Raw genomic sequence first — 26,807 nt, forward strand, 5'->3', positions numbered from 1 at the left:
CCGGCGCGTTCGACGCATTGGGAAATACGTGGGCCATCTTCTTGAGGACATCCGCCATGCCACGTCCGATCATCAACATCGCTGACGTCCAACTGCAGCCCTTTCCGCCCGGCATGGGACCGACCGGCGAAACAGCCGAGCGCTACGAAGCGCACATGGGGCGCTTCTCGGCGCAGATCGGCGCACAGAAACTTGGCTACAACATCACCGCCGTACCGCCGGGCAAGCGTGCGTTTCCCCTGCATTGCCATCGCGTGAACGAGGAAATGTTCTTCATCCTCGAAGGCAACGGCGAAGTGCGCATCGGCGAGGAACGCCACGCCATCCGCGCGGGCGACGTCATCGCCTGCCCGCCGGGTGGCCCTGAGGCGGCCCACCAGATCATCAACACCGGCGACACCGAGATGCGTTACCTCGCCGTCAGCACCAGGCAATCGCCCGAGATCTGCGAATACCCCGACACCGGCAAGTTCGGCGTCATGGCCGAATACCCGCCGGCCGCCGACGGCAAACCGCAAGGCTTCCGCCATGTGAGCAAGGCGGAACTCACCGTGGGGTACTGGGAAGGCGAGTAGCGCGCCTTCGTCCCTCTTCCTTTGTGGGGCGCACCCTGTGCGCGACCGCGACAACCATTGGCACCCCGGCGACCGGTCCTCGCGACGGCACCGCAGCACCATGCTTCGCCCAGTCGCGCACAGGGTGCGCCCCCACAGGAAAGACATGCCTGTCATGCTGCGCCGCGCATCGGCTCGGACGCAGCAATCTGCTAGTTTTGACAGCTTCCCACCGACCCGGAAGCCGCATGTTCCAGCGCGTACTCATTGCCAACCGCGGCGAGATCGCCTGCCGCGTGATCCGTACCTGCCGGCGCCTGGGTATCCACACCATCGCGGTGTATTCCGAGGCCGATGCCAATGCGCAGCACGTGCGCCTGGCGGACGAGGCATGGCCCATCGGCGGGCCGCGTCCCACCGAGTCCTACTTGCGCGGCGATGCCATCCTCGACGTGGCGCGCAAGAGCAGCGCCCAGGCCATCCACCCCGGTTACGGTTTTCTTTCCGAGAACACCGCATTTGCGCGTGCATGTACCGACGCAGGCATCGCGTTCATCGGCCCGCGACCGGAAAGCATCGATGCGATGGGTTCCAAGGCCGCCGCCAAGGCGCTGATGGAAAAACACGACGTGCCGCTGGTGCCGGGCTATCACGGCGAAGACCAGTCGGCCGATGTGCTCGCCGAACAGGCGCGCCGCACCGGCTTCCCGCTGATGATCAAGGCGGCCGCGGGCGGCGGCGGCAAGGGCATGCGCATCGTGCGCGGCGAGAAGGAATTTGCCGAAGCACTCGCCTCCGCGCAGCGCGAAGCCGCAAGCGCCTTCGGCGACACCCGCGTGATCCTCGAACGCTATGTGGACCATCCGCGCCACATCGAATTCCAGGTATTCGGGGACAGCCACGGCAACGTCATCCACCTCAACGAACGCGAGTGCTCGGCGCAGCGCCGTTACCAGAAAGTGCTGGAGGAAACGCCCTCGCCCTTCCTCGACGACGCACGTCGCGCCGCGATGGGCGCCGCCGCGGTGGCCGCCGCCAAGGCGGTGGACTATGTCGGCGCCGGCACGGTGGAATTCATCGTGGGACAGGATGGCGAGTTCTTCTTCATGGAGATGAACACGCGCCTGCAGGTGGAACATCCGGTCACCGAGGAAACACTGGGGCTGGACCTGGTCGAATGGCAACTGCGCATTGCTGCCGGGGAAACGCTTCCGCTGGCGCAGGAGCAGATCCACGCGCGCGGGCATGCCATCGAAGTGCGCCTGTACGCCGAAGATCCCGACCAGAACTTCCTGCCCGGCTCCGGCAAATTGTTGAAGCTTCGCCTTCCCGCGCCGTCGCGCCATGTACGCATCGACGGCGGCGTGATCGAAGGCGACACGGTGACGATCTTCTACGATCCGATGATCGCCAAGCTGATCGTGTGGGACCAGGATCGCCCGCAGGCCCTGCAACGCCTGCGCGATGCGTTGCTGGCCAGCGAAATCGTCGGCCCGAAATCCAATATCGCCTTTCTCGAACGGTTGTCGCGCCACCCGGTGGTGGTCGGGGGGCGCATCGATACCGGCTATCTCGATCGCCATCTGCCGGAATTCCTGGCCGGCGACGCCACACCCGCAGCGAACGTGCTGTTCGCCGCCGCGGTGGCTGCGATGATGGATGAGGAGCAGGCCGTCGTCGCCAGCTCCGGCAACGGCACGGATCCCCATTCGCCCTGGGCACGCGCTGACGCATGGCGCATCGGCCATGCGGGCAAGCGCATCGTGGCGTTGTCGCTGCACGGCCAGCGCCATGAAGTCGAAGCCTACGGCCACGATGGCGACTATCGCCTTCGCCACGGCGAGGACCGTGCCGAGGTCCGCGGTGCGCGGCGCGATAAGGCGACGCTCAGCGCGCGCTTCGATGGCGAGTCGCTACGCGTTCCCCTGCGCGTCGATGCATCGCGCATCACCGTGCACGATGCCGATGGCAACCGCCATGCATTCGAACGCGCACCGGCTTTCGCGTGGCAGTCCAAGGAAACTGGCGGCGGCAACCAGATCACGGCGCCGATGCCCGGCCGCATCGTGCTGGTGAAAGCCAACGCGGGCGATGTCGTGGAAGAAGGCCAGGAGCTGCTGGTGATGGAAGCGATGAAGATGGAACTGGCGCTCAAGGCACCGCGCGCCGGCACCATCGCCAGCATCAGCGCGGCGCAAGGCGATTTCGTCGAGGCTGATGCGGTACTGGTGCGGTTCGCGGATTGAGCTTTGCGCCGTTGGAGAAACCGCTCCGCCCACGCATTCTCAACATTGTCAGCACCACCAACGAGCTATGCTCCGATCATGAACACCAGCAACCATGTACGCATTGTCGAAGTCGGCGCGCGCGACGGCCTGCAGAATGAAAAGACCCTGCTGCCGACTGACGTGAAGATCGCCTTGATCGATCGCCTTTCCGGCACTGGCCTGCAGTCGATCGAGGCGACGAGCTTCGTCAGCCCCAAGTGGGTGCCGCAGATGGCCGATGCCGCCGAGGTCTACCAGGGCATCCGCAAGGTGCCGGGTGTGGGTTATCCGGTGCTGGTGCCCAATGAGCAGGGTTACGAACGCGCCCGCGCAGTGGGCGTCACCGAAGTGGCCGTCTTTACCGCCGCGTCCGAAGCGTTCAACCGCAAGAACATCAACGCCTCCATCGACGAGTCGATCGAGCGCTTCATGCCCGTGCTCGCCCGCGCGAAGGAAGAGGGCGTGAAGGTGCGCGGCTATGTCTCCACCGTGCTCGGGTGTCCCTACCAGGGCGACGTGCCGCTGAGCGATGTGGTGCGTGTCGCTCGTCGCCTGCACGAACTGGGCTGCCATGAAGTCTCGCTTGGCGACACCATCGGCGTCGGCACACCGTCGAAGGCGCGCGCGATGCTGCATGCAGTGGCGCAGGAAGTGCCCATCGAGGCGCTCGCCGTGCATTTCCACGACACGTATGGACAGGCGCTCGCCAACATCCTCGCATGCCTGGAGGAAGGCGTGCGCGTGGTCGACAGCGCCGTGTCCGGTACGGGCGGCTGCCCTTACGCCAAGGGCGCGACGGGCAACGTCGCCAGCGAGGATGTCGTCTACATGCTGCACGGCATGGGAATGCAGACCGGCATCGACCTGGACATCCTCGTCGCCACCGGCGCCTGGCTCGCTGCGCAGCTGCACAAGGAAACCGCGAGCCGCGTGACCCGCGCCCGCACGGCCGCCTAGTTTGCGTCCCCGGCGATGAGACGAACGAGGCACAACCTCTGCTTTTTCGCCGCGCCTGCTGGCCTCGTGCATCGCCATGGATGAAGACTTCGTCGAACCTCGATTCGCGTCGCGTGGCCGCGCCTATGTGTACGTGCTGCCCTGCCGCGACGAGGACCTGTTGAAGATCGGTTTTACACGCGAGCCCATGGAACGCTTCCGCACGCTGAACCGGCGCTTCTTCGAATTATTCGATCTCGGGCGCGGCTTGCTGGTGGAAGTGGATCGCGTCGCGCAGGCACGTCGCATCGAGCGCCTGCTGCTCACGCACTGGCCCGAACATCGCGCACCGGCGCCGCTGGTGGTGCCCGCGTCGGCGGCCGGCCACACCGAGTGGTATCGCGGCGTCGGTGCCGAAGCTATCCCGCTAGCCCGGCAACTCGCACAGGACGAAGGCCTGTTGTTGCACGAACCCTTGCGTCCCTGGCTCGCCGCCGAGCTGTCCCGCCGGGCCGACGCGCTTTACAGCTGGAGCGAGCGGATGCTGGCCGAGGCCATGCTGGAACGCGAACACGCCGGCCTGGTAGGTCCCGGTCCGATGGAACAGGCGTTGCTGGACACGCTGGCGCTGTGCGAAAGCATGGGTCTGCCCCTGGCGGACCTGCTGCCCGAATCCGTCGCCCAGTGGTATCGGTATGGCGCCCACCGCGGGCTTTACAGCCGCTAGCGCCGCCGCCGGGCCGGATTTCGTCCCGGCGTTTCCTCCTTTCGTCGCCTGTATCCCCGTTTCATCGCCGGGGCGCTCCCGCCAACGAAAAGGCTGGGTATGCTCCGCTCCGTTCCCACTCCGCAGGATCGCGCCGTGTTCAAGAGCCTGATGTTCGTCGCACGACTGGTCGTAGCCTGGTTCCTCGTGCTGCTGTTCGTGGCTCTCGTGCTCGCGGACAGCCCGCCGTTTCGTCATCACGACGTGGCCGGCACCGTCGTACTGCTGATCTTCATCGCCCTGTTGATGGTGATCACCGGCGCGGTATCGCACCTGCGCCGCGTGCGGCTGGTGGCAGGCCGCATCGATGAAGACACGCTGGGCAACCGCCAGCGGCGCCGCGTGGAAATCCCCTTCGATGCCGACGAATCGTTCGATCTGCTCGACGCGGCCATCCGCGAACTTCCACGCAGCGAAGAAGTGGAAAGCGCCCGTGACAGCCTGCAGGTCCGCGCCAAGGTGCAGCGACCGGTCACTTATGGCCACCGTTCGTTTGGACGTCTGGATCCCGGCACCTGGTTCGGCCATCTGCGCAACCAGATCTTCGCCACGGTGACGCCGGGCGACGGCAGCAGCAGCGTCACGCTGATCTGCGAGCCGGAGGCTGGCGCGTGGAGCGACTGGTTCCGCGTGGATGACGGCACCAACCTGGAAAACGCCGAGGCGATCACCCGCGCCATCACCCGTCGCGTGGCCGAAAAGCGCCGGCACGAAAAGGCCCGCGCTGCTCAGTCGGAAAGCGAGAAGGAGCGCACCGTCGCCCGCCTGAACCTGCTGCACGCCCAGGTGGAGCCGCACTTTCTCTACAACACGCTGGCCAGCGCGCAGTACCTCACGCGCACCGATCCGGCGCAGGCCGACCATATGCTGGGCCACCTCATCCACTACCTGCGCCACTCGCTGCCGCTCACCGAGGACGCACTGTCGACCGTGGGCGACGAGCTCGAACGCACGCGCGCTTACCTGGAGATCATGAAGCTGCGCATGGGTCCGCGCCTGTCGCTGGAGATCGACGTGGCCGATGCGCTGCGTCCCATCACCCTGCCGCCGATGATGCTGCAGACCCTGGTGGAGAACGCCATCAAGCATGGCCTGGAGCGCAAGCCCGGCGGCGGCACGGTGTGGATCCGAGCCCGCCGCGATGATGGCACCGTCGCGATCACCGTGGCCGATGACGGCCTGGGTTTCACCGGCGCCAGCGGCGGCACGGGCATCGGTCTGAAGAACGTGCGCGAACGGCTACGCCTGATCTACGGCCCCGAAGCGTCGCTGTCGGTGGTGAGCAATGCGCCGGAGGGCGTGGCCAGCACCATCGTCGTGCCGGTGCGCGTCGCCAAGGACAACGCGGAGACATCGCCGTGACCACCGCCATCATCGCCGAAGACGAAGTGCTGCTGCGCACCGCGCTGCGCGAATCGCTGGCCACGGCCTGGCCGGAGCTGGAGATCGTTGCCGAATGCGAGGACGGCGCCAGCGCGCTGGAAGCCATCGACCAGCATCGGCCGGACATCGCCTTCCTCGATATTCGCATGCCGGGCCTGAGCGGACTGGAAGTGGCGGCCGCGGCAGCGGAAGCGAGCCCCGGCACGCAGGTGGTGTTCACCACGGCCTACGACCAGTACGCGGTGGATGCCTTCGAACGCGGCGCGATCGATTACCTGCTCAAGCCGATCACCTCCGAGCGGCTGGCGGCCACGGTGCAACGCATCAAGGCACACGCCACGACGCCACCGGATGCGGCGGCACTGGCCGCATTGCTGCGCGACCTCACTGTCGGCGGTGGCGCGGGCAAGCCGCCCCTCACCTGGATCACGGCCAGCAACGGCCGCGAAACGCGGTTGATCATGGTGGACGACGTGGCCTATTTCCGCGCCGACAACAAGTACACCGTGGCGATGACCGCCGACGGCGAGACGCTGCTGCGCACGCCGATCCGCGAACTGGCCGCCATGCTCGATCCGGGTACGTTCAAGCAGATCCACCGTTCGACCATCGTCAATCTCCGCGCGGTCGCCTCCATCGTCCGCGACGACACCGGCAAGGGAACGCTGCGGTTGAAGCAGCGCCCCGAGACCCTCGTGGTAAGCCAACCCTTCATGGCGCTGTTCCGGAACATGTAAACCCCTGCGGACATGCCGCGCCACGCACGTGCAAGAGGTGATCATGAACAAGTTTGTCGCATTACTTTTCCTGTTGCCCTGTCTCGCCGGATGCGAGCAGGGTCGCACCGTCGTCGTGCACACCATCGTCAACGGCCAGGACGTCATCTTCAGCAAGGTGCACGCCGTGGGCCAGCTCGCCACGTTCCGCTGCATCAGCAGCCAGAGCGGCGATTGCCACTACACGGTGCTCGCCAATGACTGCGCGCCGGCCAGTGCCGCGTGCGCCATGCCGCCCAAGATGTTCGCCGTGCACGAAGGCGACACCATGAGCTTCACGTCGCTGCCGCAGGGCTTCCAGAGTTGCGTCACGCCCACCACCAAGCCTGACGGCGACTGCGCGCAACTGGCGGCAGCCATCACGTACGCCGCGCGATAGGAAGGAAGTCGCCTCGCCCACGCCTGCCGTCCCTGGCTAGAATCGAGCCTTCGATGCGTGGGGAGGCGGATGATGCGGCGGTTTCGTTGGAAAGGTTGGCTGGGCGCGTTGTCCGCCCTGCTGGTGGCGGTGGCATCCGCAGCGGCGGCACCGCATGGCGACAGCCTGCTGGTTCCCGATCGCGTCTGGACGGCTGATGGCGATGCGGCACACGCCGGCTGGGCCGTGCTGGTGCACGATGGCGCCATTGCGGCGGTCGGTCCGCTCGACAGCATCAACGCCCCTGCAGGTGCCCAGCGCATCGCGCTGCCCGGTGCGACGCTCATGCCCGGCCTCATCGACCTGCACTCCCACGTGCTGCTGCACCCGTACAACGAAACGTTGTGGAACGACCAGGTGCTGAAGGAACCGCAGGATTACCGCACGCTGGAAGCTGCCGCGCATGCGCGCGCCACGCTCATGGCCGGTTTCACCACGCTGCGCGACCTGGGCACTGAAGGCGCCGGTTTTGCGGACGTGTCGATCAAGCGCGCCATCGATGAAGGCATCATTCCGGGGCCGCGCCTGTTCGTCGCCACGCGCGCCATCGTCGCCACTGCCAGCTACGGGCCCGGGCCCCGGGGATTCCGCCCCGACATGGACCTGCCCAGCGGTGCGCAGGAGGTCAGTGGCGTGGACGAAGCCATCCGCGCGACGCGTGAACAGGCCGGCCGCGGCGCGGACTGGATCAAGCTTTATGCGGACTATCGCGTCGGCGTCGACGGCAGCACGCAGCCGACGCTGTCGCTGGCAGAGATGAAGGCGATCGTCGATACGGCGCACCTCTCCGGCCGCCCGGTGGCGGCGCATGCGTCCAGCGATGAGGGCGTGCGCCTGGCGGTGGAAGCGGGCGTGGACAGCATCGAGCACGGCTATGGCGCCAGCGAATCGACATTCAAGCTGCTCAAGCAGCATGGCGTCGCCTACGAGCCCACGCTGACCGCGGTTGAAGCAACGGCGCAGTATTTCGAACACTATGTACCCGGCCAGAGCGAGCCCACCGCGCGCATGCGCGAGGCGGAGCGTGCCTTCCGCACGGCGATGAAGGTAGGCGTGACCATCGGCAACGGTAGCGACGTGGGCGTGTTTACCCATGGCGACAACTGGCGCGAGCCGGCCAACATGGTGCGCGATGGCATGAGCGCACCGCAGGCGCTGCACGCGGCCACCGATGTCGCCGCGCGCATCCTTCGCCAACAACAGAAGTTCGGCCGCATTGCGCCCGGCCTGCGCGCTGATCTTGCCGCCTTCACGGGCGACCCCAGCGCGCATATCGACGACCTCCAGCACACCGTTTTCGTGATGAAGGACGGCGTCGTCTATCGCGCACCGCAGGCAACGCCATGACCGACTTCCTGATCCGCCCCATCGAACCACGCGACAACGCCGCCATCGCGCACGTCATCCGCACCGTGATGCCGGAATTCGGCGCCGACGGTCCGGGCTTTGCCATCCACGATGCGGAAGTGGACGGCATGTGCGAAGCGTATGCGCGCCCGCGCAGTGCCTACTTCGTGGTGGAGCGCAACGGCGTGGTGCTGGGCGGTGGCGGCGTGGCGCCGCTGGAAGGCGGCGACCCGGAGGTCTGCGAGCTGCGCAAGATGTATTTCCTGCCCGAAGCCCGCGGCATCGGTGCGGGCAGCGCCATGATGCTGCGTTGCCTGGATGCTGCGCGGACCTACGGCTTCCGTCGCTGCTACCTGGAGACGCTGACGGGCATGGATGCGGCGCAATCGTTGTATCGTCGGCATGGCTTCACCACCTTGTCCGCGCCGATGGGCGGCACCGGCCATTTCAGCTGCGACCAGTTCTTCATCCGCGAGTTGTAATCGAGAGAACCCACGCCATGGGCAGCCATGATCCGCGTATCGACGTCTATATCGCCAAGGCGGCGCCCTTCGCCCAGCCCATCCTCGAGCACCTGCGCGGGGTGATCCACGAAGCCTGCCCCGAGGTGGAGGAAGGCATCAAATGGAGCATGCCGTTCTTCAGCTACCAGGGCGCGCTCCTGTGCAACATGGCGGCATTCAAGCAGCACTGTAGCTTCGGCTTCTGGCTGCACAAGGAAGTGGTCGGCGAAGAACGCGCCGGTGGCATGGGCCAGTTCGGCAAAATCACCTCGCTGAAAGAGCTGCCGCCGAAAAAGACCCTGATAGCGCTCGTGCGCAAGGGCATGTCGCTGTCCGACGGCGGCGCCAAGCCCAGGCGCGTCGCCAAGCCCAAGACTCCGCTCAGCGTGCCGGATGATCTCGCCGCAGCACTTACCCAGCGCAAGCATGCCGCCGCGCGCAAGATTTTCGAGGGCTTCCCGCCCAGCGCACAGCGCGAGTACGTCGAATGGATCACCGAGGCCAAGACCGAAACCACGCGACAGAAGCGCCTGGCCTCCACACTGGAGTGGCTGGCGGAAGGCAAGCGGCGCAACTGGAAGTACGAATCATGCTGACGCCACCCGTGCTGCATTTCGAGGTGGATGATCCTGCTGCCGCCGATGTCGCTCCCCTGCTGTTGCAACTGGACGGCTATCTCGCGGAGCTTTACCCCACAGGGAATATCCAGCCGCTGTCGGTGGAAGAGCTGCGCCAACCGAACGTCACCTTTCTCACCGCACGCGTCGATGGCACGCCCGTCGCCTGCGGCGCCTGCGTGCGGCATGCGGACTACGTGGAAGTGAAGCGCATGTACGTGCTGCCTGCGTGCCGCGGACTGGGCTTGGGCAAGCAGCTGCTGGAGGCACTCGAAAAGGAAATCGCGCGCAGCGGGCGCACCACCATACGACTCGAAACCGGCACCGCGCAGACCGAAGCCGTGGAACTTTACGAACGTGCCGGTTATCGCCGCTGCGCGCCCTTCGGCGAACACCGCGCCAACCCTCGCAGCATCTGCATGGAGAAGTGCCTCGCATGATCCGCATTGCCCGCGCCGACGACGCAGCGGCCGTCCATGACATCTACACGCCATCCGTGCTTTCCGGCGTGGAAACCTTCGAGACCGAACTACCCGGCACGGAGGCGATGCGCCAGCGCATCACCACGCGACTGCAGCACTATCCGTGGCTGGTCTGGGAGGATGACGGCCGCTTGCTGGCCTATGCCTATGCGAGCCGCTTCCGCGAGCGCGCCGCCTATGATTGGATCGCCGAGACCTCGATCTATGTCCACTCCGACGCACGCCGACGCGGCATCGCGCGCCGCCTGTACGGCGTGCTGCTCGATGCGATGCGGCTGCAGGGCATCAACCAGGCCGTGGGCGTCATCACCATGCCCGGCGAAGGCAGCGTGGCGATGCATGAATCCATGGGCTTCACGACTGCCGGCGTGTGGCGCAGCAGTGGTTACAAGCTGGGCCAATGGTGGGACGTGGGCGTGTGGCAGAAGGAGCTGCAGCCGCCCGAAAATCCGCCGCGCCCCGTGATGACCTTCCCTGCGCTCGCCAACTCGCACGCCTTCCGCGAGCTGCTCGCGCAGTAGCACACGTCGCCACCCGCGACGGCTCAGTGCAGCGTGTTGACGGCCTTCACCATCCCGCCCAGCCAATCCCACGCGCTGGGCAGGAACACCATCACGAGGATCGAGCCGAACGCGAGCAGTTTGGGCCATAGCGCGGTCAGTGCACCGCCAAGCGTGAGGTGATCCTTGTCGTCGGTGAACATCCGGCCCAGCAAGGCATCCTTTTCCAGCTGCAGTACGGCGTAAACGATCGCCGCGAAGGACAGGGCCAGCAGGATGGTGGCGGCGGTGGTCTGCAGCCGCGGATAAACCGGCGGATACACCTGCATCAGCATCAGCGCCAAAGTAGCGCCAAGCACGGCGCACCATGCACATGTGCGCACGGCTGCAGCCGCCAGCTTCATCTCGGCCACCAGTTGGGCCTGCCATGTATCGAACGGCGGGCCTTCGGCACCGAAGGGCCAGGTACGGTCGAGCAGGCTTCGCGTCTGTGCCGTCCATGCCGACAGTGGCTGCCGGCGCCACGCGTCGTAGTTGTCGCTGCGCATGACGATATTGAACGGACTGCGCGGCCTCTCGTCGAGGAGGCACGGCGTGGGCCAGTCGGCAAGGCCGGTCTTCTCGCGCACGAGCGGTATCACCTTCGCCAGTTCCAGGGTCGTGCGACGCCAACGGTCGAAGGTTTCGGCCAGCAACACGAGGAAGAACGCGCTGCCACACAGCGCAAGGACGCCGCTGAGCTCGGAGATCCACGGGTGTTCCGTGCTGGTCGGACTCATGTCGTTGACGCTCAGCGGCAAGCAGATCAACAGGATCAGTGCGCCCGCCGCGGCATGCCAATGCCCCAGCTGGCGCAGTCGCGTGCCAAAGCGCGAATTTTCTTCCAAGGCCTGGGCCAGCATGAGGCAGTGTGCGTTCCAGTCGAGCACGCGCAACGCTGCGAACGCCACGAAGCAGGCATAGCCCAGGCACAGGGCGATCAACGCCCACAGGTCCCGACCGTGCGCAAGGTTGGTGTCGCCATAGGACGGCGGCGGCAACATCGTGATGACTTTGCCACCCGCGATCGCCAGCCCCGCCAGCGCGAATAGCAGCCAAGCGAACAGCCACCCCGACGAGGTGTGGCGGGCCGATCCGGTGGTGCTGGGCGTCACGCGCATCCAGCGCAGCGCATGGCGACATACGGGGAACGACACCAGCGAAATGTCGCGCCCGTTCCAGGTCAGCCAGCAAGCCACGGCCAGCATCACGGTGAAGAACAGCATCATCCCCAGATAGACAGGCTCCTGCAGCTGGATGCGCGTGTCCGCGACGATCAGGATGTCCTGCTTGCCCTGCGCCGGCGTCACCTTGCATGCGTTCGGCGCCGTGGCGGACACGGGGCGTTTGCTCTGGATGTCCGCGTACTGGAACCCGGCGAGCGTCGCCACCAGCATCGGTGGTGCCATCCAGGCACTGTCCGGATCGGTGAAGGCATGCTGCTGGTCGGCGGGCAGGTCCTGCAGCTTGGCCAGGCGCGTCGCGGCACGGAAGGTATTGGCCGCGTAATCGGTGGCGAACGCAAAATGCCGCGGCATCAGCGGGCATTCCCACGTGTCCTTGCCGGCCGCTGCAAATCCTTTCGTGCCCTCGCCCTGCGGACAAGGAATCGGATCGTTGTACGTGTTGAGGCAAACCAGGCTCTGGCCGGCGGGCATGGTGATGCTGCCGCGGCTGATGTCGCGATAGTCGGGATGCGCAAGCAGGTTGTCCTGCTCCAGCACGATGGGCAGCGAGCCCGGCAACAGGTCGCGGATTTCGCTGAGCAAAAACAGGCGGTCGCGCACATCAGTGGCAATGACGATCACTGCGGCGGGACGCACGTATTTCTTCAGCGCATCGAACGTCTGGTACAGCATGAGTTCGTCCGAGCGCGAGCTGAGGCTGGGCTGGTAAGTGGGCGGCTGGTCGGTGCCCTTGTCCACGCCGGTGAGGTCCAGTTCCAGCAGGCGCTCGGGCAGGAACTGCTTGCGCTGTGCGTCCTCGCCTTGCTTGAGCTTCACGTGCTCGGCGCGAATCGCGGCGATGTTCGGCGGAAACTGCACGCTGACCAGATGGCCCCAGCAATGCGGTTCGCCCTGGGCCGCTTCGTTGCGGCGCGTGCAGATGGCGTTCTGTTCACCGAGGCGATTGCTGGTGAGGTCGTCGCGGGCACCCTCGCCGAAACTCGATTCCTCGCTGAGCACGACCACGGTGCCGTCGGCACCCAGGCGCGGCTCGAGATACGCCATCACGGTATCCATCTGGTCGGAAACGCTGTACGCCAGCGGGCGGTATAGGAATGCCACCTTGAACGTGGGCGAGTCGGCCGCGGCGAGATAGTCGTGGTACTTGATCTCTTCGTTGTTGCTTACGCTGGCGGAAGGCGATACGAGCCGTATCCGCAGTTGTTTCGGCCCGGACCCGATACACGGTGACGTGGCCGCCGCCTTCGCTACGTTGCCCAACGCGGCAGCCATCGATTCCATGGAACCGGAGAAGGACGGGCCGATGATGTCCAGCTGGCGATCGCATCCGATCCCGGCCAGCCGTGCATCCATGTCGTCCGGTGCGCCCGGATTGGCCGCCTCGCTCGTCCTGGTTTCTTCGTCGTGGCAGTCGACCGAAGCGATATCCGCCGTCGTCGAGGCCGTGCTTCGCATGCCGTCCACCAGCATGGCGCAGCGCGCGGCCACGCGGAACGCATCCGGATGCACGCCCGAGGTGGGCGTTTCGCCGACCACGAACAAGGCGTAGTAGGTCGAACCGCAGAATGCCTGCGCGCCGGAGGTTGCATGGCAGTTGCGCCAGTTGTCACGGCGAAACAGCAGCACGCCCGGCCATTCGCGCGCGGGGTCCTGGATCGCCGGATAGCCGCCATCCTTGTCCGGATCGCGCGGCGCCCATGCCAGCGCAAAGCCGTCCAGCGCATAGCCATTGGCCTGGAACGCGCTGATCACGGCACTGAGCTCGACATCGAAGGCGCGACCCAGGCGCGTCTCCAGCGGATCGGGCAGCGCGATGACGGCTGCCTTCACTTTCACCGACGCGCCCTTGGGCAAATGCGCGAACGGCCTCAATGGATCGGCCAGCTGCGACGTCGTCATGAAATAGGCGCTATCCGCACCGGCAGCGGGAGCGGCCGCGGCGACCTGGCCCACGCACGACAACAGGCATGCGACTACCCATGCGAACCACATCGGCAGCAGCGGCGAAGCAGGCGAGCCACCGGCCCGCGCTGCCCCGCCGCCTCGCCGCTGATCGTCCCCAAGCTCCATGGCAGCCTTCCTCGGGCGGCGCCCGTGACCAACCCTTGGAGTTGTACTACCCGTTGACGCAGAAAGAGCCCTGAAAATCGATATAAACGCCACCGACAAAAGCTCTAAGTATGGCTACCGGTGATAGGCCGGCCGCCCGACGGGGCCCCTTGCGCCGCCCGACTTATCCATTACGGCCGCCCCGGCGCTTAACCGTCCCCAGGCGCCTTCCGGCGAACCGGGTCGGGCCTGCTGGGCTACCATTGGCGTTTTCAACCGCTTTACGGACTTCCCCATGCAGCTCAATCAGGTCAAGGCGATCATCACCGGCGGCGCCTCCGGTCTCGGCCACGCGGTGGCGCAGCATCTCGTCGCCAACGGCGGCAAGGTCGCGTTGTTCGATGTGAACGAAGAGAAGGGCCAGGAAGCGGCCAAGGCGCTGGGCGGCCATTTCTACCGCACCGACGTCACCTCCGAAGAGGGCGTGAGCGCCAACGTCGCCTCCGCGCGCGAAGCCATGGGTGGCCTCAACGTGGTGATGAACTGCGCCGGCATCCTGGGCGCGGGTCGCATGCTGGGCAAGGACGGCCCGATGCCGCTCAACACCTTCGCCACCACCGTGATGGTGAACCTGGTGGGCAGCTTCAACGTCGCCAAGGCGGCTGCCGCGCTGATGCAGAACAACGAAGCAGGCGAAGACGGCGAGCGCGGCGTGATCATCAATACCGCATCGGTCGCAGCCTTCGAGGGCCAGATCGGCCAGGCCGCGTATTCGGCCTCCAAGGGCGGCGTGGTCGGCATGACGCTGCCGATGGCGCGCGAGCTGTCGCGCTTCGGCATCCGCGTGGCCACCATCGCACCGGGCATCTTCTGGACCCCGATGGTCGACGGCATGCCGCCGCAGGTGCAGGAGTCGTTGTCGGCTTCGATTCCGTTCCCGTCGCGCCTGGGCAAGCCGGACGAATTCGCCAGCACCGTAGCCTTCATTCTCGGCAACCGCTACATCAACGGCGAAACCATCCGCCTGGATGGCGCCGTGCGGTTGCAACCCAAGTAACGAGAAAATAGTGACGAAGAGCGAGGAGTGAGAGTTGCACTTCCCGCCCCTTGCTCTCTCACTCCTCGCTTCTTCACTCACTCCTGGTCTATTCACTCACTCCTGGTTCTTATGAAAGCTTCCGACGTCAAGAAAGGCAACGTGGTCGAACACGAAGGCACCGTCTACCAGGTGCGCGATATCGAGCGCAGCTCGCCCACCGCGCGTGGCGGCAACGTCACCTTCCGCTTCACCATGTATTCGATCCCCGGTGGCCGCAAGTTCGACCTGAGCCTGCGCGCCGACGACGATCTCAAGGAAATGGACCTGGTGCGCCGCGAGGCGAACTTCTCGTACATGGACGGAGAGGTCTTCGTGTTCATGGACAAGGAGGACTACACCCAGTACCTGCTCTCGCCGGAACTGGTGGGCGACAACGCCGGCTACATCGTTGAAGATGTCGAGGGCTATTACGTGCAGCTGATCGATGATGCGCCGGTGGGCCTGCAGGTTCCCACCAGCGTGACGCTGACCGTGGTGGACACCGCGCCGGAACTGAAGGGCGCCAGCGCCACCAAGCGCACCAAGCCAGCCAAGCTCAACACCGGCATCGAGATCCAGGTGCCCGAGTACATCACCAACGAAGAAAAGGTGTGGGTAAATACGCTGACCGGTGAGTTCGCCGGCCGCGCCTGACCTGCCCCGCTGCATGCACGAAAACGGCGTCCGGATTCCGGGCGCCGTTTTCGTTTGCGGCTTGACCTTGGCGCAACGCTGCGGCAGCTTCGCTGTACCCCATCGCGATGTGACCGCCATGCTGACGAAACTCTCCCGGCGCACGCTCCTGCCCTGCTTCCTGCTGGCCCTGCTGAGCGCGTGCGCGCCCGCGCCGGTACGCAACCCCATCGCCCAATGGGAACCCTCGCCCAATTTCGATACGCGACGGCCGGTACTGATCGTCGTGCATTTCACTGACGAGAACTCCGCGGAGCAGGCCTTGCACACGCTTCGCACCGCCAACAGCGGCGGCCCGGTGAGTTCGCACTACCTCGTCGGCAACGACGGCCGCGTCTACCAGCTTGTCGCCGACGACAAGCGCGCGTGGCACGCCGGTGCGGGGCGCTGGGGCACGATCACCGACGTCAACTCCGCCTCCATCGGCATCGAGCTGGACAATGACGGCCACTCGCCGTTCACCCCGACGCAGATCGCCAGCCTGCTGCGCCTGCTGACGGATCTCACCGATCGCCTGCATATTCCTCGCACGCAGATCATTGGTCATGAAGACCTCGCACCCGGGCGCAAGGACGATCCGGGCCCGCTCTTCCCGTGGCAACAGCTGGCCGAAGCCGGCTTCGGCCTGTGGCCACGCGGAGACCTGGTCGATCCTCCGCCGGGCTTCGATCCGTGGATGGCGCTGGGCCTGATCGGCTATTCGCTGGACAATCGCACCGCGACCGTGCACTCCTTCCACCATCACTTCCGCGGCATGGAAGGCGACACCCTCGACCCGCAGGACCTGCGCGTGCTGTACACCCTCTCCCGCCAGCTGGCCACGCCTCCCTTGTAGGAGCGCACCCAGTGCGCGAAAAGCCTACAGCGCAGTGACGCCGCCACGCCGCGGTCGCCCACTGGGTGGGCTCCTACATAGCTCGCAAGCGCCCATCCTTTCGTGCGTTGCAGGGGCGCACCCAGTGCGCGAAAAGCCTACAGCGCGGTGAAGCCGCCACGCCATGGTCGCCCACAGGGTGGGCTCCCACACAGGGCACACAAGCGCCGCCCTTTCGACCTTTTCCTTGTGGGGGCGCACCCTGTGAGCACCGCACCTACAACGTGCTGAAGCCGGCCACGTCGTAGCTACCCAAAGGTCGCCACCCAAAAGCCAAATCATCTCGCCGTCGTCGCATTCGTTTCAGGCACCCTGAGGCAGAATGACCACCTCGTTTAGGAGCGAACGACGCGTCATGTCTTCCAGCGGTTACTCCCTGCGCGCCACGGTGGTCGACAGCCTGCTGACCGCCAAGCGGCCCGACGTGCCCGCCCGTGTCGTGTTCCGCAACACCGCCGCGGTAATCCTGCCGCTCGCCATCGGCGTCGCCAGCGGCCATCCGGGCATCGGGCTCGGCATCGGTGCCGGCGCGCTGGACACGATGTTCTCCGATCAGCCGGGGCCGTATCGGCAACGCATGGCGCGGCTGCTGCTCGCCTCGCTCGCCGCCGGCCTCGCTTCGCTGCTGGGATTCCTCATCGGCGACCAGCTCATTCCCATCCTGATCGCCACGGCGGCGTTCGGCTTTTGCGGCGGCCTGCTGGTGGTATTCGGCACCGACATGACCCGCGTGGGCATGACCAGCATGATCCTGCTGGTGGTGACGGCCGCCACGCCAAGGCCCTTGCCGGAAGCCATCGGCGCGGCCAGCCTGATCTTCGCCGGCGGCCTGCTGCTGACCATGTTCTCGGTCGCCGCATGGCCCCTGCAGCGCTATCGCCCCGAGCGCCACGCCCTGGCCGACGTGTACCGCGGTCTCTCCGCGCTGGCACGGCAGCAGGCGCACGACGATGCCGACGTACCCGCGTTGACGGATGCAATGACCACGCTGCAGCACACGCTGCTGGGCCGTCACCATGCGCGCGGTCGCGCGATGGAAGCCTTCGGTGTGCTGCTGGAACTGGCCGAGCGCATCCGCCTCGAACTCACCGCGATGGCCGAGCTGCGCGCCAACGCATCCATCCACGCCATGTTCCGCGGCGACGCCGCGCGCGTGCTCGCCGCCATTGCCGACGCACTGGAAGCGGGCGAGCCACCGCAACAGGCCGAACGCGCGTTGCAGACGCTGCAGGCCAGCGAAAACGCCTTGCTCGGCGACGGCGGCCAGGCCGACGGGCTGGCCACGCACATCCACGCCTTGTCGGGCCAGCTGGCCGCTGCCGTGCGCAACGCCAACTGGGCCGGCAGCCGCGGCGAACTGCGGGCTGCAGCGGACGAAACGCCGCTGCCCGCCGCATTGCGCAGCAGTTCCACGCGCGCCACGCTGCGCGCCAACCTGACGCCACATTCGGTGGCCTTCCGCCACGCGGTACGCAGCGCGATCACGCTTACGGCCACGCTGTTCGTCGCGCGCGAACTGGCGTTGCCCCACGGCTACTGGCTGCCGATGACCGCCGCCATCGTGCTGCGCCCCGACTTTGCCGCCACTTTCAACTTCGGACTGCTGCGCGTGGTCGGCACCGTGCTTGGTCTCGTGCTTACCACGGCGCTGCTGCATTTCGCGCCGCATGAAGTGTGGGCGCACCTGGCGCTGATGGCGGTGCTCTGCATGGCGTTTCGCTATCTCGCCACCGCGCATTACGGCATTGCCGTGGCAGCGCTCACCGGCACCGTGGTGATCCTGCTTTCCTTCGAGGGCGTCAATTCCAGCGACGCGGTGCTGGATCGCGTGATCAACACCGCGCTTGGCAGCGGCATGGCGCTGCTGGCCTATTTTCTGTGGCCTACATGGGAACGCGGTCGCGCCCGCGCCGCGCTGTCGGACATGCTGGATGCCTACGCCGACTACCTGCATGCACTCGCGCACCCCGAACGTGCGGACGTGCGCCGCGAAACACGGACCGCGGCACGCACCGCGCGCAGCAACGCACAGGCATCGCTCGATCGCATGCGTGCCGAACCGGGCACGCCGCACGCGCTGCTGGAACTGGCTGCCGCGTTGTTCGCCAACGGCAACCGCCTGGCGCGCACGGCGATGACGCTGGAGGCACTCATCGACGATCACGACAGCCTGCCGGAAACGGCCGAGATGTGCGCCTTCGTCGACCATGCATCCACCGCCCTGCACGAAGTAGCCTCCGCCTTGCGCACGCAACGCGTACCCGAAGCCCTGCCCGACCTGCGCGGCCTGCAACGCACGTACGCCGCGTTGCTCAACATGGCCGAGGATCGCCAGGCGGCCGATTTGCTCGCGCGCATCAGTGATCGGTTGGTGGACAACGTGAATACGCTGGCGCATATCACCGGGCGCAATCGGAACAGGTCCGCGGCGACGGCGTGATTTGGTCTTCGCTACTTGGCGCGTGCGGCCGCTGTACGAGGGAGCGGTTGCTGGAGTCGCGAGTGCGCAACCAGTGAACTTCGTGCGAGCCGTGATGAGGCCAATTCTGTCGACGAAGACCTTCACGGCTCATCTGATCATTTCGTAAACGTGCTCGCCTGCCGCGGGCTTCCACTCGCCTGCCGGCGAGCGGGTAACTTCTCTTTGTCTCGCCAAAGAGAAGTCACCACCGTGAAGGTGGCAATGCCAAGAGAAAAGCGCCCCCGATGTCCCGCCCCTACGGGGGCGCGGCCGGGAGACGGGGGGATCGACAGGGCGTCCTGCCCTGACGATCCACTGGCCGGCATCCATGCCGGCCACCCTTCGGGCTATTCCGCCTCCCGACCGCTCGGGCCATAGGGGCCCGATACATGCTCGAGCCGCTACGCGGCTCATCGTCGTGTGAAGCCCTCGCGACTCAATGCAATTCTGTGGGAGCGCACCCTGTGAGCGACCTCACCTGTCGACTTATCGGCCGACAGTTGAAGTGACGCTCGGGGCCACGCACCGAAAGATGATCTCGCGGAAAAGAGGCAAGCGCTTTCACCAGACGGCAAGCGTCTATTCGCCCACCAATACCGGCAAAATCTGCTCCCTGCTCAACCTCGCGATGGCCAGCCCATCCAGCGCCGCCGGATCAACCCATCGCACTTCCTCGATCTCCGCCTGTGCCATGAACGGCCCATCGGCGTGCACTTCGTAGACTTCCGCCTCCACGACGAAACCCGTCTCGTTGGCGGCAGGTGCGCTGAAGCGTCCCAGCCAGCGCGCGCCCTCGCGATGCATCACGCAACCGAGTTCTTCGCGCAGCTCGCGCTCGAGTGTGTGCAGGTCGTCGCGGTCTTCCGCATCGCGTTTTCCTCCGGGCTGCTGCAGCACCGCAGCGCCATGCTTGCGCACCATCAGCACCCGGCCCTGCGGGTCGCGGATCACGGCGGCGACGATGCGGATCAAGCCGCTCACAACCGCGAAAACGCCCAGGACTGCATGCGTCCGTCCTTGTACGGCATGACGCCGTGGAACGGACGCGGATCGTTGTCGAACACCAGCGGCAGGAAGTGGCGGTCGCCTTCCCACATCGGCAGGTCCATCAGGCGATCCAGCGGCACCCATTCCAGGGTGCCTTCGTGATTGCCCTCATGCGGCGTGCCGCTGAAGCGGTCGATCACGAAGATGAAGCCCAGCCAGTCTTCGCCGTGCTTGCCGAAACCGGGCCAGTTGAGGGTGCCGCGCAACGACATGGACTCGCAGGTGATGCCGGCTTCCTCGGCTATCTCGCGGCGCATGCACGCGGCGATGTCCTCGCCCGGCTCCATCTTGCCGCCCAGGCCGTTGTATTTGCCCAGGTGCATGTCATCAGGACGGGCGTTGCGATGGATCATCAGCACCTGTTTCCGATCGGGCGAAAGCACGTAACCGAGCGTGGCGACGATGGGTGTGTAGAGCATGGGTGGCGCTACCGGGGAAAACGTCAAGTCTAAAACATGCGGTGCCCGGACTTGCGTCGATCGCGTCTGCCCGGCGACCATCGGGGGCATGCCTACGTCCCGCGTACGACGTCCGCCCCGCCACTTCGCCTGGGTCCTGCTGCCAACGCTCGCGCTGTTGGCTGGCCTGACCGGCTGCGACCAGCAGGCACGCGCCGTGGACGGGCGGGAGATCGTGTTCGAAAACCAGAACTTCCGCGTGGTGAGCATCGACCTCAAGCGCGAGTCGCTTAGCCTGCACTGGAAGGAACCGGAAAGCGGCGAGCCGTTCGGCACCATCAATTCGCTGCGCCAGTGGGGCCTGTCGCACGGGCGCCGGATGCTGTTTGCCGCCAACGCGGGCATCTACGACCGCCAGTACGCACCGCTGGGCCTTTACGTGGAGAACGGCCGCACGGTGGTGCCGCTCAACCTGGCCCATGGCAATCCCGCGTCGGGCAATTTCTCGCTGCTGCCCAACGGGGTGTTCGCGGTCTACCCGGACGGTCACGCCGCGGTGCGCACCAGCGCGGCCTTCAAGGCCGAAGCCAGGCCCGTGCAATGGGCCAGCCAGTCCGGCCCGATGCTGGTGATCGACGGCAAGCTCAACGACCAGTTCATCGACGATTCCAACAGCCTCAAGTGGCGCAGCGGCGTGTGCGCAAGGACCTCGCACCAGGTGGTGTTCGCCGTAAGCGAAGCGCCGGTCAACTTCCATACGTTCGCCCGTCTGTTCAAGGAACAGCTGGGCTGCCACGATGCGCTGTACCTGGACGGCACCATCTCGCAGTTCTACGTGGACGGCGAAGGCTACGCCGGTGCCCCCACGTTCATGGTCAAGCCTTACGCCGGCATCTTCGCGGTGTTTGCCCAACCGACGCCCTGAAAGCCGGCACCCGCGTGCCGGCCCGTTTCTTTCAACCCATCATCCGGACCGAACTGCACGCGCCATGACTCAACCCCGACGCTTCCGCTGGCTTCGTTATCTGCTGGGCACCCTGCTCGTGCTGATCGTCGTCCTGTTCGCCGCAGGCTGGTTCCTGCTGGCCGGCAGCCGTGCGCGCCTCGACGGCGAAGCACGCCTGGCCGGGCTAAGCGACGCCGTGTCCATCACGCGCGATGCGCTGGGCACCACCACCATCACGGGCAAGACCCGTGATGACGTCACCTACGCCCTGGGCTATGAGCACGGCCAGGAGCGCTTCTTCGCCATGGACCTGATGCGCCGCCTGCCCGCGGGCGAACTGTCGGAACTGGTGGGCGCCAAGGCGCTGGATACCGACCTCAACCATCGCCGCCATCGATTGCGCAGCGTGGCCGAAGCGGCCTATGCCGCGCTGCCGCCGGAACAGAAGCACACGCTGGACCTGTACGCCAAGGGCGTCAACGCCGGCCTTGCCGACCTGCACGTGAAGCCCTGGGAATACCTGCTGCTCGGCACCAAGCCCCAGGCATGGCGTCCGGAAGATGGCTTCCTGGTGATCGCCGCGATGTACCTGGACCTCAACGGCGACGGCCGCAACGACCGCGAGCTGCACATCGCCGAGCTGCGCTCCGCGTTGCCCGCCTCGGTGGCCAACTTCCTGCTGTCGCCCGATCCGGACTGGGAGGCGCCGCTCAAGGGCGACCTCTCGCGTCCGCCAGTGATTCCGGCGGCGGGTGACTACAACCTGCGCCAGCAGCAACCGGTGACGAGCACCGACAACACCGCGCTCACCGCCGCCCTGCTTCCCGCGCTCGATGCGGAGCGTCCGGGCAGCAACAACTTCGCCGTGGCCGGCAGCCTGACCGAAAGCGGCGCGGCCATCGTTTCCAACGACATGCACCTGGGTCTGCGCGTACCCAACATCTGGTTCCGCGCGCGCCTGCGCTACGCCGACCCCACCGCGCCCAACGGCCAGCGCGACGCCAACGGCGTCACCCTGCCGGGCACGCCGGCGCTGGTGGTCGGCTCCAACGGCCAGGTGGCATGGGGCTTCACCAACAGCTACGGCGACTGGCTGGACTGGGTACGCGTGCAGCGCGATCCGAACGACGCCAGCCGCTACAAGGTGCCCGAGGGCTGGGCCAGCATCGAGATGCACGACGAAGTCATCCGCATCAAGGACGCACCCAGCCACACGCTGAAGGTGGAAGTGACGCGCTGGGGCCCGATCATGGGCAAGGACATCGACGGCACGCCGCTGGCGCTGGCCTGGGTCGGCGATCGCGCCCGCGGCTACAACCTCGGCGTGATGCAGCTTGAACATGCCACCAGCGCGCACGCCGCGCTGGACCTCGCCGCCACCATGGGCATGCCGCCGCAGAACCTGCTGGCCGGCGACAGTGCCGGCCACATCGGCTGGACCGTCACCGGCAACTGCATTCCGCTGCGCAAGGGTTTCGACCCGCAACTGCCGGCGGATTGGTCGACGCCCGACACCGGTTGGCTCGGCTGTGCCGATGCCGCGCAGTATCCGCGTGTCGAGGATCCGGCCGATGGCCGCCTGTGGACGGCCAACAACCGCACGGTGGACGGCGCCGAGCTGGAACTGCTTGGCAACGGTGGGCACGACCTCGGCGCGCGTGCGCAGCAGATCCGCGACGACCTGCGCGCACGCAACAGCTTCACGGCCGGCAACATGCTGGACGTCCAACTGGACAATCGCGCCGTGCTGCTCACGCGTTGGCAGCGCCTGCTACAGGACACCCTGGCCGGCACCAGCGATCCGGAACTGGAACAACTGCGCCAGCTCACCGCCACCTGGACAGGCCGCGCCGCGCCCGAAAGCGTGGACTATCGCCTGGTGCGCGAATTCCGCGACAAGGTGAAGGAAGCCGTGCTCGCGCCGTTCGTCGCACAGGTGAAGGCCAAGCACGATGATTTCGCGTGGCCCGGCATGATCGACGCCGAAGCCGCCGTGTGGGCCTTGCTGCGCGATCGCCCCGATCACCTGCTCGATCCGAAGTACGACAACTGGAACGCCCTGCTCAACGCAGCCGCGCACCAGGTGGTCGACGAGCTGGGCAAGCAGCCCGGCGGGCTGGCGGCGCGCACCTGGGGCGAATACAACCGCACTGCCATCCGCAATCCGCTGTCGCGTGCCCTGCCGTCCTTCATCGGGCGCTTCCTCGACATGCCCGACGAACCCGTGGCCGGCGATCACAACATGCCGCGCGTGGTGTCACCCGGCTTCGGCTCTTCCGAGCGCATCGACGCCATGCCCGGGCACGAAGCCCAAAGCATCCTGCACATGCCTGGCGGCCAGAGCGGCCATCCGCTGTCGCCGTATCACGGCGCCGGCGAGGAAGACTGGGTCAACGGCCGCCCGACGCCGCTGCTGCCGGGTCCGGACCAGCACACGCTTACGCTGTTGCCGGAACGATGACAGCGTAGGCATCACGGTTTTCGCAACAAGCGCTGGTGACGCCGGGGGGACGTCGCCAGCGCCGGACCTGCATGCCGAATGCGAGCGTTTGCGTCCCCTCCCATAATCGGGGGAATTCCAGATGCATCACCGAAGATTGCTGGCAGGCCTGTGCGCTGCTGGCGCCATCACACTGTCCTCGCCCACTCACGCTGCCGACGTCGCCAATTCGACGTATGTCGCTGAGCTTCAGCAGACACCGCTGTTTCTCGCGATGAACCAGCCCACGATCGAAGCGCTCTACGCGGGCGTGGAAGGGCCGCTGCCTCCAAGCGCGACAACCACCCAGCCCATGAGCTGGAAAGCGATCGGCGTCACCTCTGTGGGCAATGCGTTGGGCATGGCGATTGTCTCCGCCACGGCAAAAGCCGACAGCCACAACTTCGCCGAAACGCATATTGCGGGCTTGCGCGAAGCCACCAGGAGCATGGGCCTGGAGCAGCAGTTGCAGCAGGCGATACTGGAGTCGAGCGGAAACGTTGCCTGGCTCAGCGGAGGCAGCACGCACGTCGTGTCTGACGACAAGGAACTTGCGCCGTCACCGGACATGAAGGCGTGGCTGGTATTGCACGCCCGCTATGCATTGAGCACGGACTTCTCGCATGTAGTGGTGGTGGCCGACGTCGAACTGTTCCGGCAGGCCCCGGGCGACACCTCCGACCGCTGGCGGCGCAAACCAGCCTTCCACAATGTGCTGGTCTTCCAATCCGCGGCGTTGCATGTCCCCGACAAGGTGCCCGCCGACACCGAGCGCATGATTGCCGACGAAAATGCACGCTGGGACCAGGCTGCCATCAACGCCGAAATCGACCGGCTCAACAAACAGGGGCTCTACGACACCGTTGCGATCAAGCAGCGTCGCGCCGTGGTCGCCAAGCAGGAACAACACAAGAAGAACCTGGCCGAAGCCAGGACTGCGAAGTGGAGCCGCAACCAACTGGGCTACGAATATGCAAGGCGATGGGGCGACCATGACGCTGCCGCCCTTCGCCAGGCCTTGCGCGATGGTGGCCTGGAGGTCGGCAGGATGCTGGCGCTGACTTTCAGCGGGCAGCACGACAATGTCGGCGTGGCGTCCACCGATGGCACATCGACGGCGTCCAGCGAAACACCCCGGCGGCTGGACTATCTCCAGCCCAATGGCGATGTCATGTCGGTCCTGGGTGACGACAAGCCAATGATCGGTCCCTATCTCACGGGCTCGTGATCAGCGCCGTAACCGCTCGTGCAGGAGAACCATGCGTATGGTTCCCCTGCACGGGAACGCCCAAGCAACTCGGAGATTCTTAGCGCCCCGGATGCGCCACGAACCGCGGCGGTGTTGCCTCGTCGGCGAACTGCCAGGCGCTGAGATAAGCGAGCTTCAGAATCTTCGCCATCTTCGGATAGTCGATCTTGTCCGCCGTGTCGCTGGGGTGGTGATAGTCCGGATGGAAGCCGGTGAACCACCAGAAAGCCGGCACGTTGTGCAGCACGAACGGGAACTGGTCGGAGCGGAAGAACACGTTCAGCGCGTACTCGTGGTCGAAGCGATCGTCCAGCACCAGGCCGACCTGCTCGTTCTGCTTCGCCACCGTGCGCTGGTAATCGGGACTGTAGGCCGCGCCGATCAGATTGAGGCGATTGGTGGTATCGGCTGGCACGTCGATGAGGCCGTCGGTCTGCTGGCTGGGCTGCTCGTCGCGGCCGATCATGTCGAAGTTGATCATGGCGCGCGTGGTGTCGAGCGGACGCAGCGGATGCGCCGCGAGGTAATACGCGCCGAGCAACCCACGCTCTTCGGCGGCGAATACCGCAAACAGCACCGAACGCCGGGGCTTGGCCGGATTGGCGGCGAAGGCGCGTGCCAGCGTCACCACGCCTACCGTGCCCGAGGCGTTGTCGTCCGCGCCATGCCAGATCTTGCCGCCGCTTTCGCCGTCATGATCGTGATGCCCGCTGATGATGATGGTTTCCGCCAATAGCTTCGGGTCGCTGCCTTCCACCATGCCCACCACGTTCCACGTGGTGGCTTCACGCCGCGAGCTGTTTTTCAGGTGCAGGCTCACGCTCGATTCGGCGAGCGCCTGCGAGCGCGGCTTCAAGTCCTGATCGATGGCATTTTGCAGCGCGGCCGGCGTGTTGCTTGTCGGTGCCAGCAGCTGAGCGGAGACCGCCGCGGAAATCACCATGCTGGGAATATGCAGAGGGTTGTCGGCAAGCGCCTGGGCCGGAATGGGGTTGTCGGCATGCTCGGCGTGGTGGCCGATGCGCGTGCGGATTTCCTGCGCCGATGGATGGTTGTGCGACGGTTCGGGCGCCACCAGCACGGCAACGGCGCCGTGCTCCTGTGCGTTGAGCACCTTCACGTAGGTGGTGGCGTAACGCGTATTGCCGGTGCCATTGAACGTGGAGTTTGCAATCTTTTCCTGCGGCTCGTGGTCGAACACCACCACGACCTTGCCCTTGGCGTCGAGGCCGGCATAGTCGTCATAGCCAAGCTCCGGTGCGGTGATGCCGTAGCCCGCAAACACCAGTGGCGCATCGACATCGACGTCCTGCGAGAACGAGCCGGCCACTTCGGGATCCTTCCATTCCACGCTCTTGCCCTGCAGCTTCAGCGTCAAGCGCGTGGCCTTTGCGTCCGGGCGATATTCCACCAGCGGCACCGCCTGCAGGAAGGTGGGCTTGCCCTGGGCATCGGTGGCCGCCGGCTTGAGCCCCGCCTTGGCGAATTCCGAGGCGATCCATTGCACGGCAACGTCATCGCCGGGTTGCAGCGACAAGCGCCCTTCGAGCGGATCGGAAGCGAGAAAACCGATGTCGGCGCGCAGGTCCGCTTCGCGAATCTGCGCCAGGCCGGCCTGCTCACGTGACGGCGTCGCGGCGAAGGCACTCAGGGAAACAACCGCGGCAAGCGCGGTGGCGAGCAACGTACGAGACATGGGGGCTCCCGTCGGGCGGACTTCATGGTGTCTGGTGCACGCCCGAGGTTGCCACGCCTTCA

General features: G+C 66.0%; 23 protein-coding genes. 19 read left to right on the forward strand and 4 right to left on the reverse strand.

Translation table 11 applies throughout. The features are described from left to right. The 12 genes from VFG49_RS13200 to VFG49_RS13255 all read left to right on the forward strand — a co-directional run. A partial coding sequence (locus VFG49_RS13200) for a cupin domain-containing protein (RefSeq protein WP_324861212.1) occupies positions 1–575 on the forward strand: 575 nt, incomplete at its 5' end. A 227-nt stretch (positions 576–802) separates the two neighbouring features. Continuing rightward, entirely contained in the window at positions 803–2,800 is a 1,998-nt protein-coding gene (locus VFG49_RS13205; RefSeq protein ID WP_324861214.1) for an acetyl/propionyl/methylcrotonyl-CoA carboxylase subunit alpha, read from the forward strand. A gap of 78 nt (positions 2,801–2,878) precedes the next feature. Then, complete coding sequence (locus VFG49_RS13210; RefSeq protein ID WP_324861216.1) at positions 2,879–3,778, forward strand: hydroxymethylglutaryl-CoA lyase; 900 nt, start codon at positions 2,879–2,881, stop codon at positions 3,776–3,778. A gap of 76 nt (positions 3,779–3,854) precedes the next feature. Beyond that, complete coding sequence (locus VFG49_RS13215) at positions 3,855–4,484, forward strand: GIY-YIG nuclease family protein (protein WP_324861218.1); 630 nt, start codon at positions 3,855–3,857, stop codon at positions 4,482–4,484. A gap of 99 nt (positions 4,485–4,583) precedes the next feature. Continuing rightward, positions 4,584–5,885 (forward strand): sensor histidine kinase, encoded by a 1,302-nt coding sequence (locus tag VFG49_RS13220; RefSeq protein ID WP_324861220.1) that lies wholly within the window; start codon positions 4,584–4,586, stop codon positions 5,883–5,885. Continuing rightward, positions 5,876–6,643, forward strand: coding sequence for a LytTR family DNA-binding domain-containing protein (locus VFG49_RS13225; protein WP_324861399.1), 768 nt, complete (start codon positions 5,876–5,878; stop codon positions 6,641–6,643). Before VFG49_RS13220 ends, VFG49_RS13225 begins: the two co-directional genes overlap by 10 nt. Positions 6,644–6,686: 43 nt before the next feature. Further along, complete coding sequence (locus tag VFG49_RS13230; RefSeq protein WP_324861222.1) at positions 6,687–7,061, forward strand: hypothetical protein; 375 nt, start codon at positions 6,687–6,689, stop codon at positions 7,059–7,061. 72 nt (positions 7,062–7,133) lie between these two features. Then, the gene (locus VFG49_RS13235; RefSeq protein ID WP_324861224.1) at positions 7,134–8,447 is read left to right on the forward strand and encodes a metal-dependent hydrolase family protein; all 1,314 of its coding nucleotides are present in this window, start codon (positions 7,134–7,136) and stop codon (positions 8,445–8,447) included. Continuing rightward, positions 8,444–8,929, forward strand: coding sequence for a GNAT family N-acetyltransferase (locus tag VFG49_RS13240; protein WP_324861226.1), 486 nt, complete (start codon positions 8,444–8,446; stop codon positions 8,927–8,929). Before VFG49_RS13235 ends, VFG49_RS13240 begins: the two co-directional genes overlap by 4 nt. A 17-nt stretch (positions 8,930–8,946) precedes the next feature. Further along, positions 8,947–9,546 (forward strand): YdeI/OmpD-associated family protein, encoded by a 600-nt coding sequence (locus VFG49_RS13245; protein WP_324861228.1) that lies wholly within the window; start codon positions 8,947–8,949, stop codon positions 9,544–9,546. After that, entirely contained in the window at positions 9,540–10,007 is a 468-nt protein-coding gene (locus tag VFG49_RS13250; protein ID WP_324861230.1) for a GNAT family N-acetyltransferase, read from the forward strand. The genes VFG49_RS13245 and VFG49_RS13250 overlap by 7 nt, the downstream gene beginning before the upstream one ends. Then, a complete protein-coding gene (locus VFG49_RS13255; RefSeq protein WP_324861232.1) occupies positions 10,004–10,570 on the forward strand; it encodes a GNAT family N-acetyltransferase in 567 nt (188 codons plus the stop codon). The genes VFG49_RS13250 and VFG49_RS13255 overlap by 4 nt, the downstream gene beginning before the upstream one ends. Before the next feature lie 23 nt (positions 10,571–10,593). On the opposite strand, the gene VFG49_RS13260 is transcribed toward VFG49_RS13255, so the two are convergent. Continuing rightward, on the reverse strand, positions 10,594–13,845 hold the full coding sequence (locus VFG49_RS13260; protein ID WP_324861234.1) for a hypothetical protein: 3,252 nt from the start codon (positions 13,843–13,845) through the stop codon (positions 10,594–10,596). A 274-nt stretch (positions 13,846–14,119) separates the two neighbouring features. Between VFG49_RS13260 and VFG49_RS13265 the strand changes: the two genes are divergently transcribed. The 4 genes from VFG49_RS13265 (at position 14,120) to VFG49_RS13280 (ending at position 18,909) form a co-directional block, all read left to right on the forward strand. Beyond that, positions 14,120–14,881: an SDR family oxidoreductase gene (locus tag VFG49_RS13265; protein WP_324861236.1), complete on the forward strand. Its 762-nt coding sequence runs from the start codon at positions 14,120–14,122 to the stop codon at positions 14,879–14,881. Between the two features lie 111 nt (positions 14,882–14,992). Further along, positions 14,993–15,556, forward strand: coding sequence for an elongation factor P-like protein YeiP (gene yeiP, locus VFG49_RS13270; RefSeq protein ID WP_324861238.1), 564 nt, complete (start codon positions 14,993–14,995; stop codon positions 15,554–15,556). Between the two features lie 118 nt (positions 15,557–15,674). Beyond that, positions 15,675–16,430 (forward strand): N-acetylmuramoyl-L-alanine amidase, encoded by a 756-nt coding sequence (locus tag VFG49_RS13275; RefSeq protein ID WP_324861240.1) that lies wholly within the window; start codon positions 15,675–15,677, stop codon positions 16,428–16,430. Positions 16,431–16,824: 394 nt separating this feature from the next. After that, positions 16,825–18,909, forward strand: coding sequence for an FUSC family protein (locus VFG49_RS13280; RefSeq protein WP_324861242.1), 2,085 nt, complete (start codon positions 16,825–16,827; stop codon positions 18,907–18,909). A gap of 600 nt (positions 18,910–19,509) precedes the next feature. On the opposite strand, the gene VFG49_RS13285 is transcribed toward VFG49_RS13280, so the two are convergent. Further along, positions 19,510–19,911: an NUDIX domain-containing protein gene (locus VFG49_RS13285; protein ID WP_324861244.1), complete on the reverse strand. Its 402-nt coding sequence runs from the start codon at positions 19,909–19,911 to the stop codon at positions 19,510–19,512. Further along, positions 19,908–20,396, reverse strand: coding sequence for an 8-oxo-dGTP diphosphatase (locus tag VFG49_RS13290; RefSeq protein WP_324861246.1), 489 nt, complete (start codon positions 20,394–20,396; stop codon positions 19,908–19,910). The genes VFG49_RS13285 and VFG49_RS13290 overlap by 4 nt, the downstream gene beginning before the upstream one ends. Positions 20,397–20,484: 88 nt before the next feature. Here VFG49_RS13290 and VFG49_RS13295 point away from each other — a divergent pair, with 88 nt between their 5' ends. From VFG49_RS13295 to VFG49_RS13305, 3 genes are all read left to right on the forward strand, one after another. Then, positions 20,485–21,300 carry a phosphodiester glycosidase family protein gene (locus tag VFG49_RS13295; protein WP_324861248.1) on the forward strand — a complete coding sequence of 272 codons (816 nt, stop codon included), beginning with the start codon at positions 20,485–20,487 and terminating at the stop codon, positions 21,298–21,300. Positions 21,301–21,364: 64 nt separating this feature from the next. Beyond that, complete coding sequence (locus tag VFG49_RS13300) at positions 21,365–23,782, forward strand: penicillin acylase family protein (RefSeq protein ID WP_324861250.1); 2,418 nt, start codon at positions 21,365–21,367, stop codon at positions 23,780–23,782. Between the two features lie 121 nt (positions 23,783–23,903). Then, complete coding sequence (locus VFG49_RS13305; protein ID WP_324861252.1) at positions 23,904–25,028, forward strand: hypothetical protein; 1,125 nt, start codon at positions 23,904–23,906, stop codon at positions 25,026–25,028. 79 nt (positions 25,029–25,107) lie between these two features. Here VFG49_RS13305 and VFG49_RS13310 read toward each other — a convergent pair whose 3' ends face one another. Next, positions 25,108–26,745 (reverse strand): M20/M25/M40 family metallo-hydrolase, encoded by a 1,638-nt coding sequence (locus tag VFG49_RS13310; RefSeq protein WP_324861254.1) that lies wholly within the window; start codon positions 26,743–26,745, stop codon positions 25,108–25,110. Between the last annotated feature and the right edge of the window lie 62 nt (positions 26,746–26,807).

The organism is Dyella sp. (genome assembly GCF_035685885.1).
Lineage (GTDB): Bacteria > Pseudomonadota > Gammaproteobacteria > Xanthomonadales > Rhodanobacteraceae > Dyella.

Bases quoted from the DNA above. Each gene is read 5' to 3' on its own strand.
- VFG49_RS13205 (WP_324861214.1), top strand. From the start codon at position 803: ATGTTCCAGCGCGTACTCATTGCCAACCGCGGCGAGATCGCCTGCCGC.
- VFG49_RS13210 (WP_324861216.1), top strand. From the start codon at position 2,879: ATGAACACCAGCAACCATGTACGCATTGTCGAAGTCGGCGCGCGCGAC.
- VFG49_RS13215 (WP_324861218.1), top strand. From the start codon at position 3,855: ATGGATGAAGACTTCGTCGAACCTCGATTCGCGTCGCGTGGCCGCGCC.
- VFG49_RS13220 (WP_324861220.1), top strand. From the start codon at position 4,584: ATGCTCCGCTCCGTTCCCACTCCGCAGGATCGCGCCGTGTTCAAGAGC.
- VFG49_RS13230 (WP_324861222.1), top strand. From the start codon at position 6,687: ATGAACAAGTTTGTCGCATTACTTTTCCTGTTGCCCTGTCTCGCCGGA.
- VFG49_RS13235 (WP_324861224.1), top strand. From the start codon at position 7,134: ATGCGGCGGTTTCGTTGGAAAGGTTGGCTGGGCGCGTTGTCCGCCCTG.
- VFG49_RS13240 (WP_324861226.1), top strand. From the start codon at position 8,444: ATGACCGACTTCCTGATCCGCCCCATCGAACCACGCGACAACGCCGCC.
- VFG49_RS13245 (WP_324861228.1), top strand. From the start codon at position 8,947: ATGGGCAGCCATGATCCGCGTATCGACGTCTATATCGCCAAGGCGGCG.
- VFG49_RS13250 (WP_324861230.1), top strand. From the start codon at position 9,540: ATGCTGACGCCACCCGTGCTGCATTTCGAGGTGGATGATCCTGCTGCC.
- VFG49_RS13255 (WP_324861232.1), top strand. From the start codon at position 10,004: ATGATCCGCATTGCCCGCGCCGACGACGCAGCGGCCGTCCATGACATC.
- VFG49_RS13260 (WP_324861234.1), bottom strand. From the start codon at position 13,845: ATGGAGCTTGGGGACGATCAGCGGCGAGGCGGCGGGGCAGCGCGGGCC.
- VFG49_RS13265 (WP_324861236.1), top strand. From the start codon at position 14,120: ATGCAGCTCAATCAGGTCAAGGCGATCATCACCGGCGGCGCCTCCGGT.
- yeiP (WP_324861238.1), top strand. From the start codon at position 14,993: ATGAAAGCTTCCGACGTCAAGAAAGGCAACGTGGTCGAACACGAAGGC.
- VFG49_RS13275 (WP_324861240.1), top strand. From the start codon at position 15,675: ATGCTGACGAAACTCTCCCGGCGCACGCTCCTGCCCTGCTTCCTGCTG.
- VFG49_RS13280 (WP_324861242.1), top strand. From the start codon at position 16,825: ATGTCTTCCAGCGGTTACTCCCTGCGCGCCACGGTGGTCGACAGCCTG.
- VFG49_RS13290 (WP_324861246.1), bottom strand. From the start codon at position 20,396: ATGCTCTACACACCCATCGTCGCCACGCTCGGTTACGTGCTTTCGCCC.
- VFG49_RS13295 (WP_324861248.1), top strand. From the start codon at position 20,485: ATGCCTACGTCCCGCGTACGACGTCCGCCCCGCCACTTCGCCTGGGTC.
- VFG49_RS13300 (WP_324861250.1), top strand. From the start codon at position 21,365: ATGACTCAACCCCGACGCTTCCGCTGGCTTCGTTATCTGCTGGGCACC.
- VFG49_RS13305 (WP_324861252.1), top strand. From the start codon at position 23,904: ATGCATCACCGAAGATTGCTGGCAGGCCTGTGCGCTGCTGGCGCCATC.
- VFG49_RS13310 (WP_324861254.1), bottom strand. From the start codon at position 26,745: ATGTCTCGTACGTTGCTCGCCACCGCGCTTGCCGCGGTTGTTTCCCTG.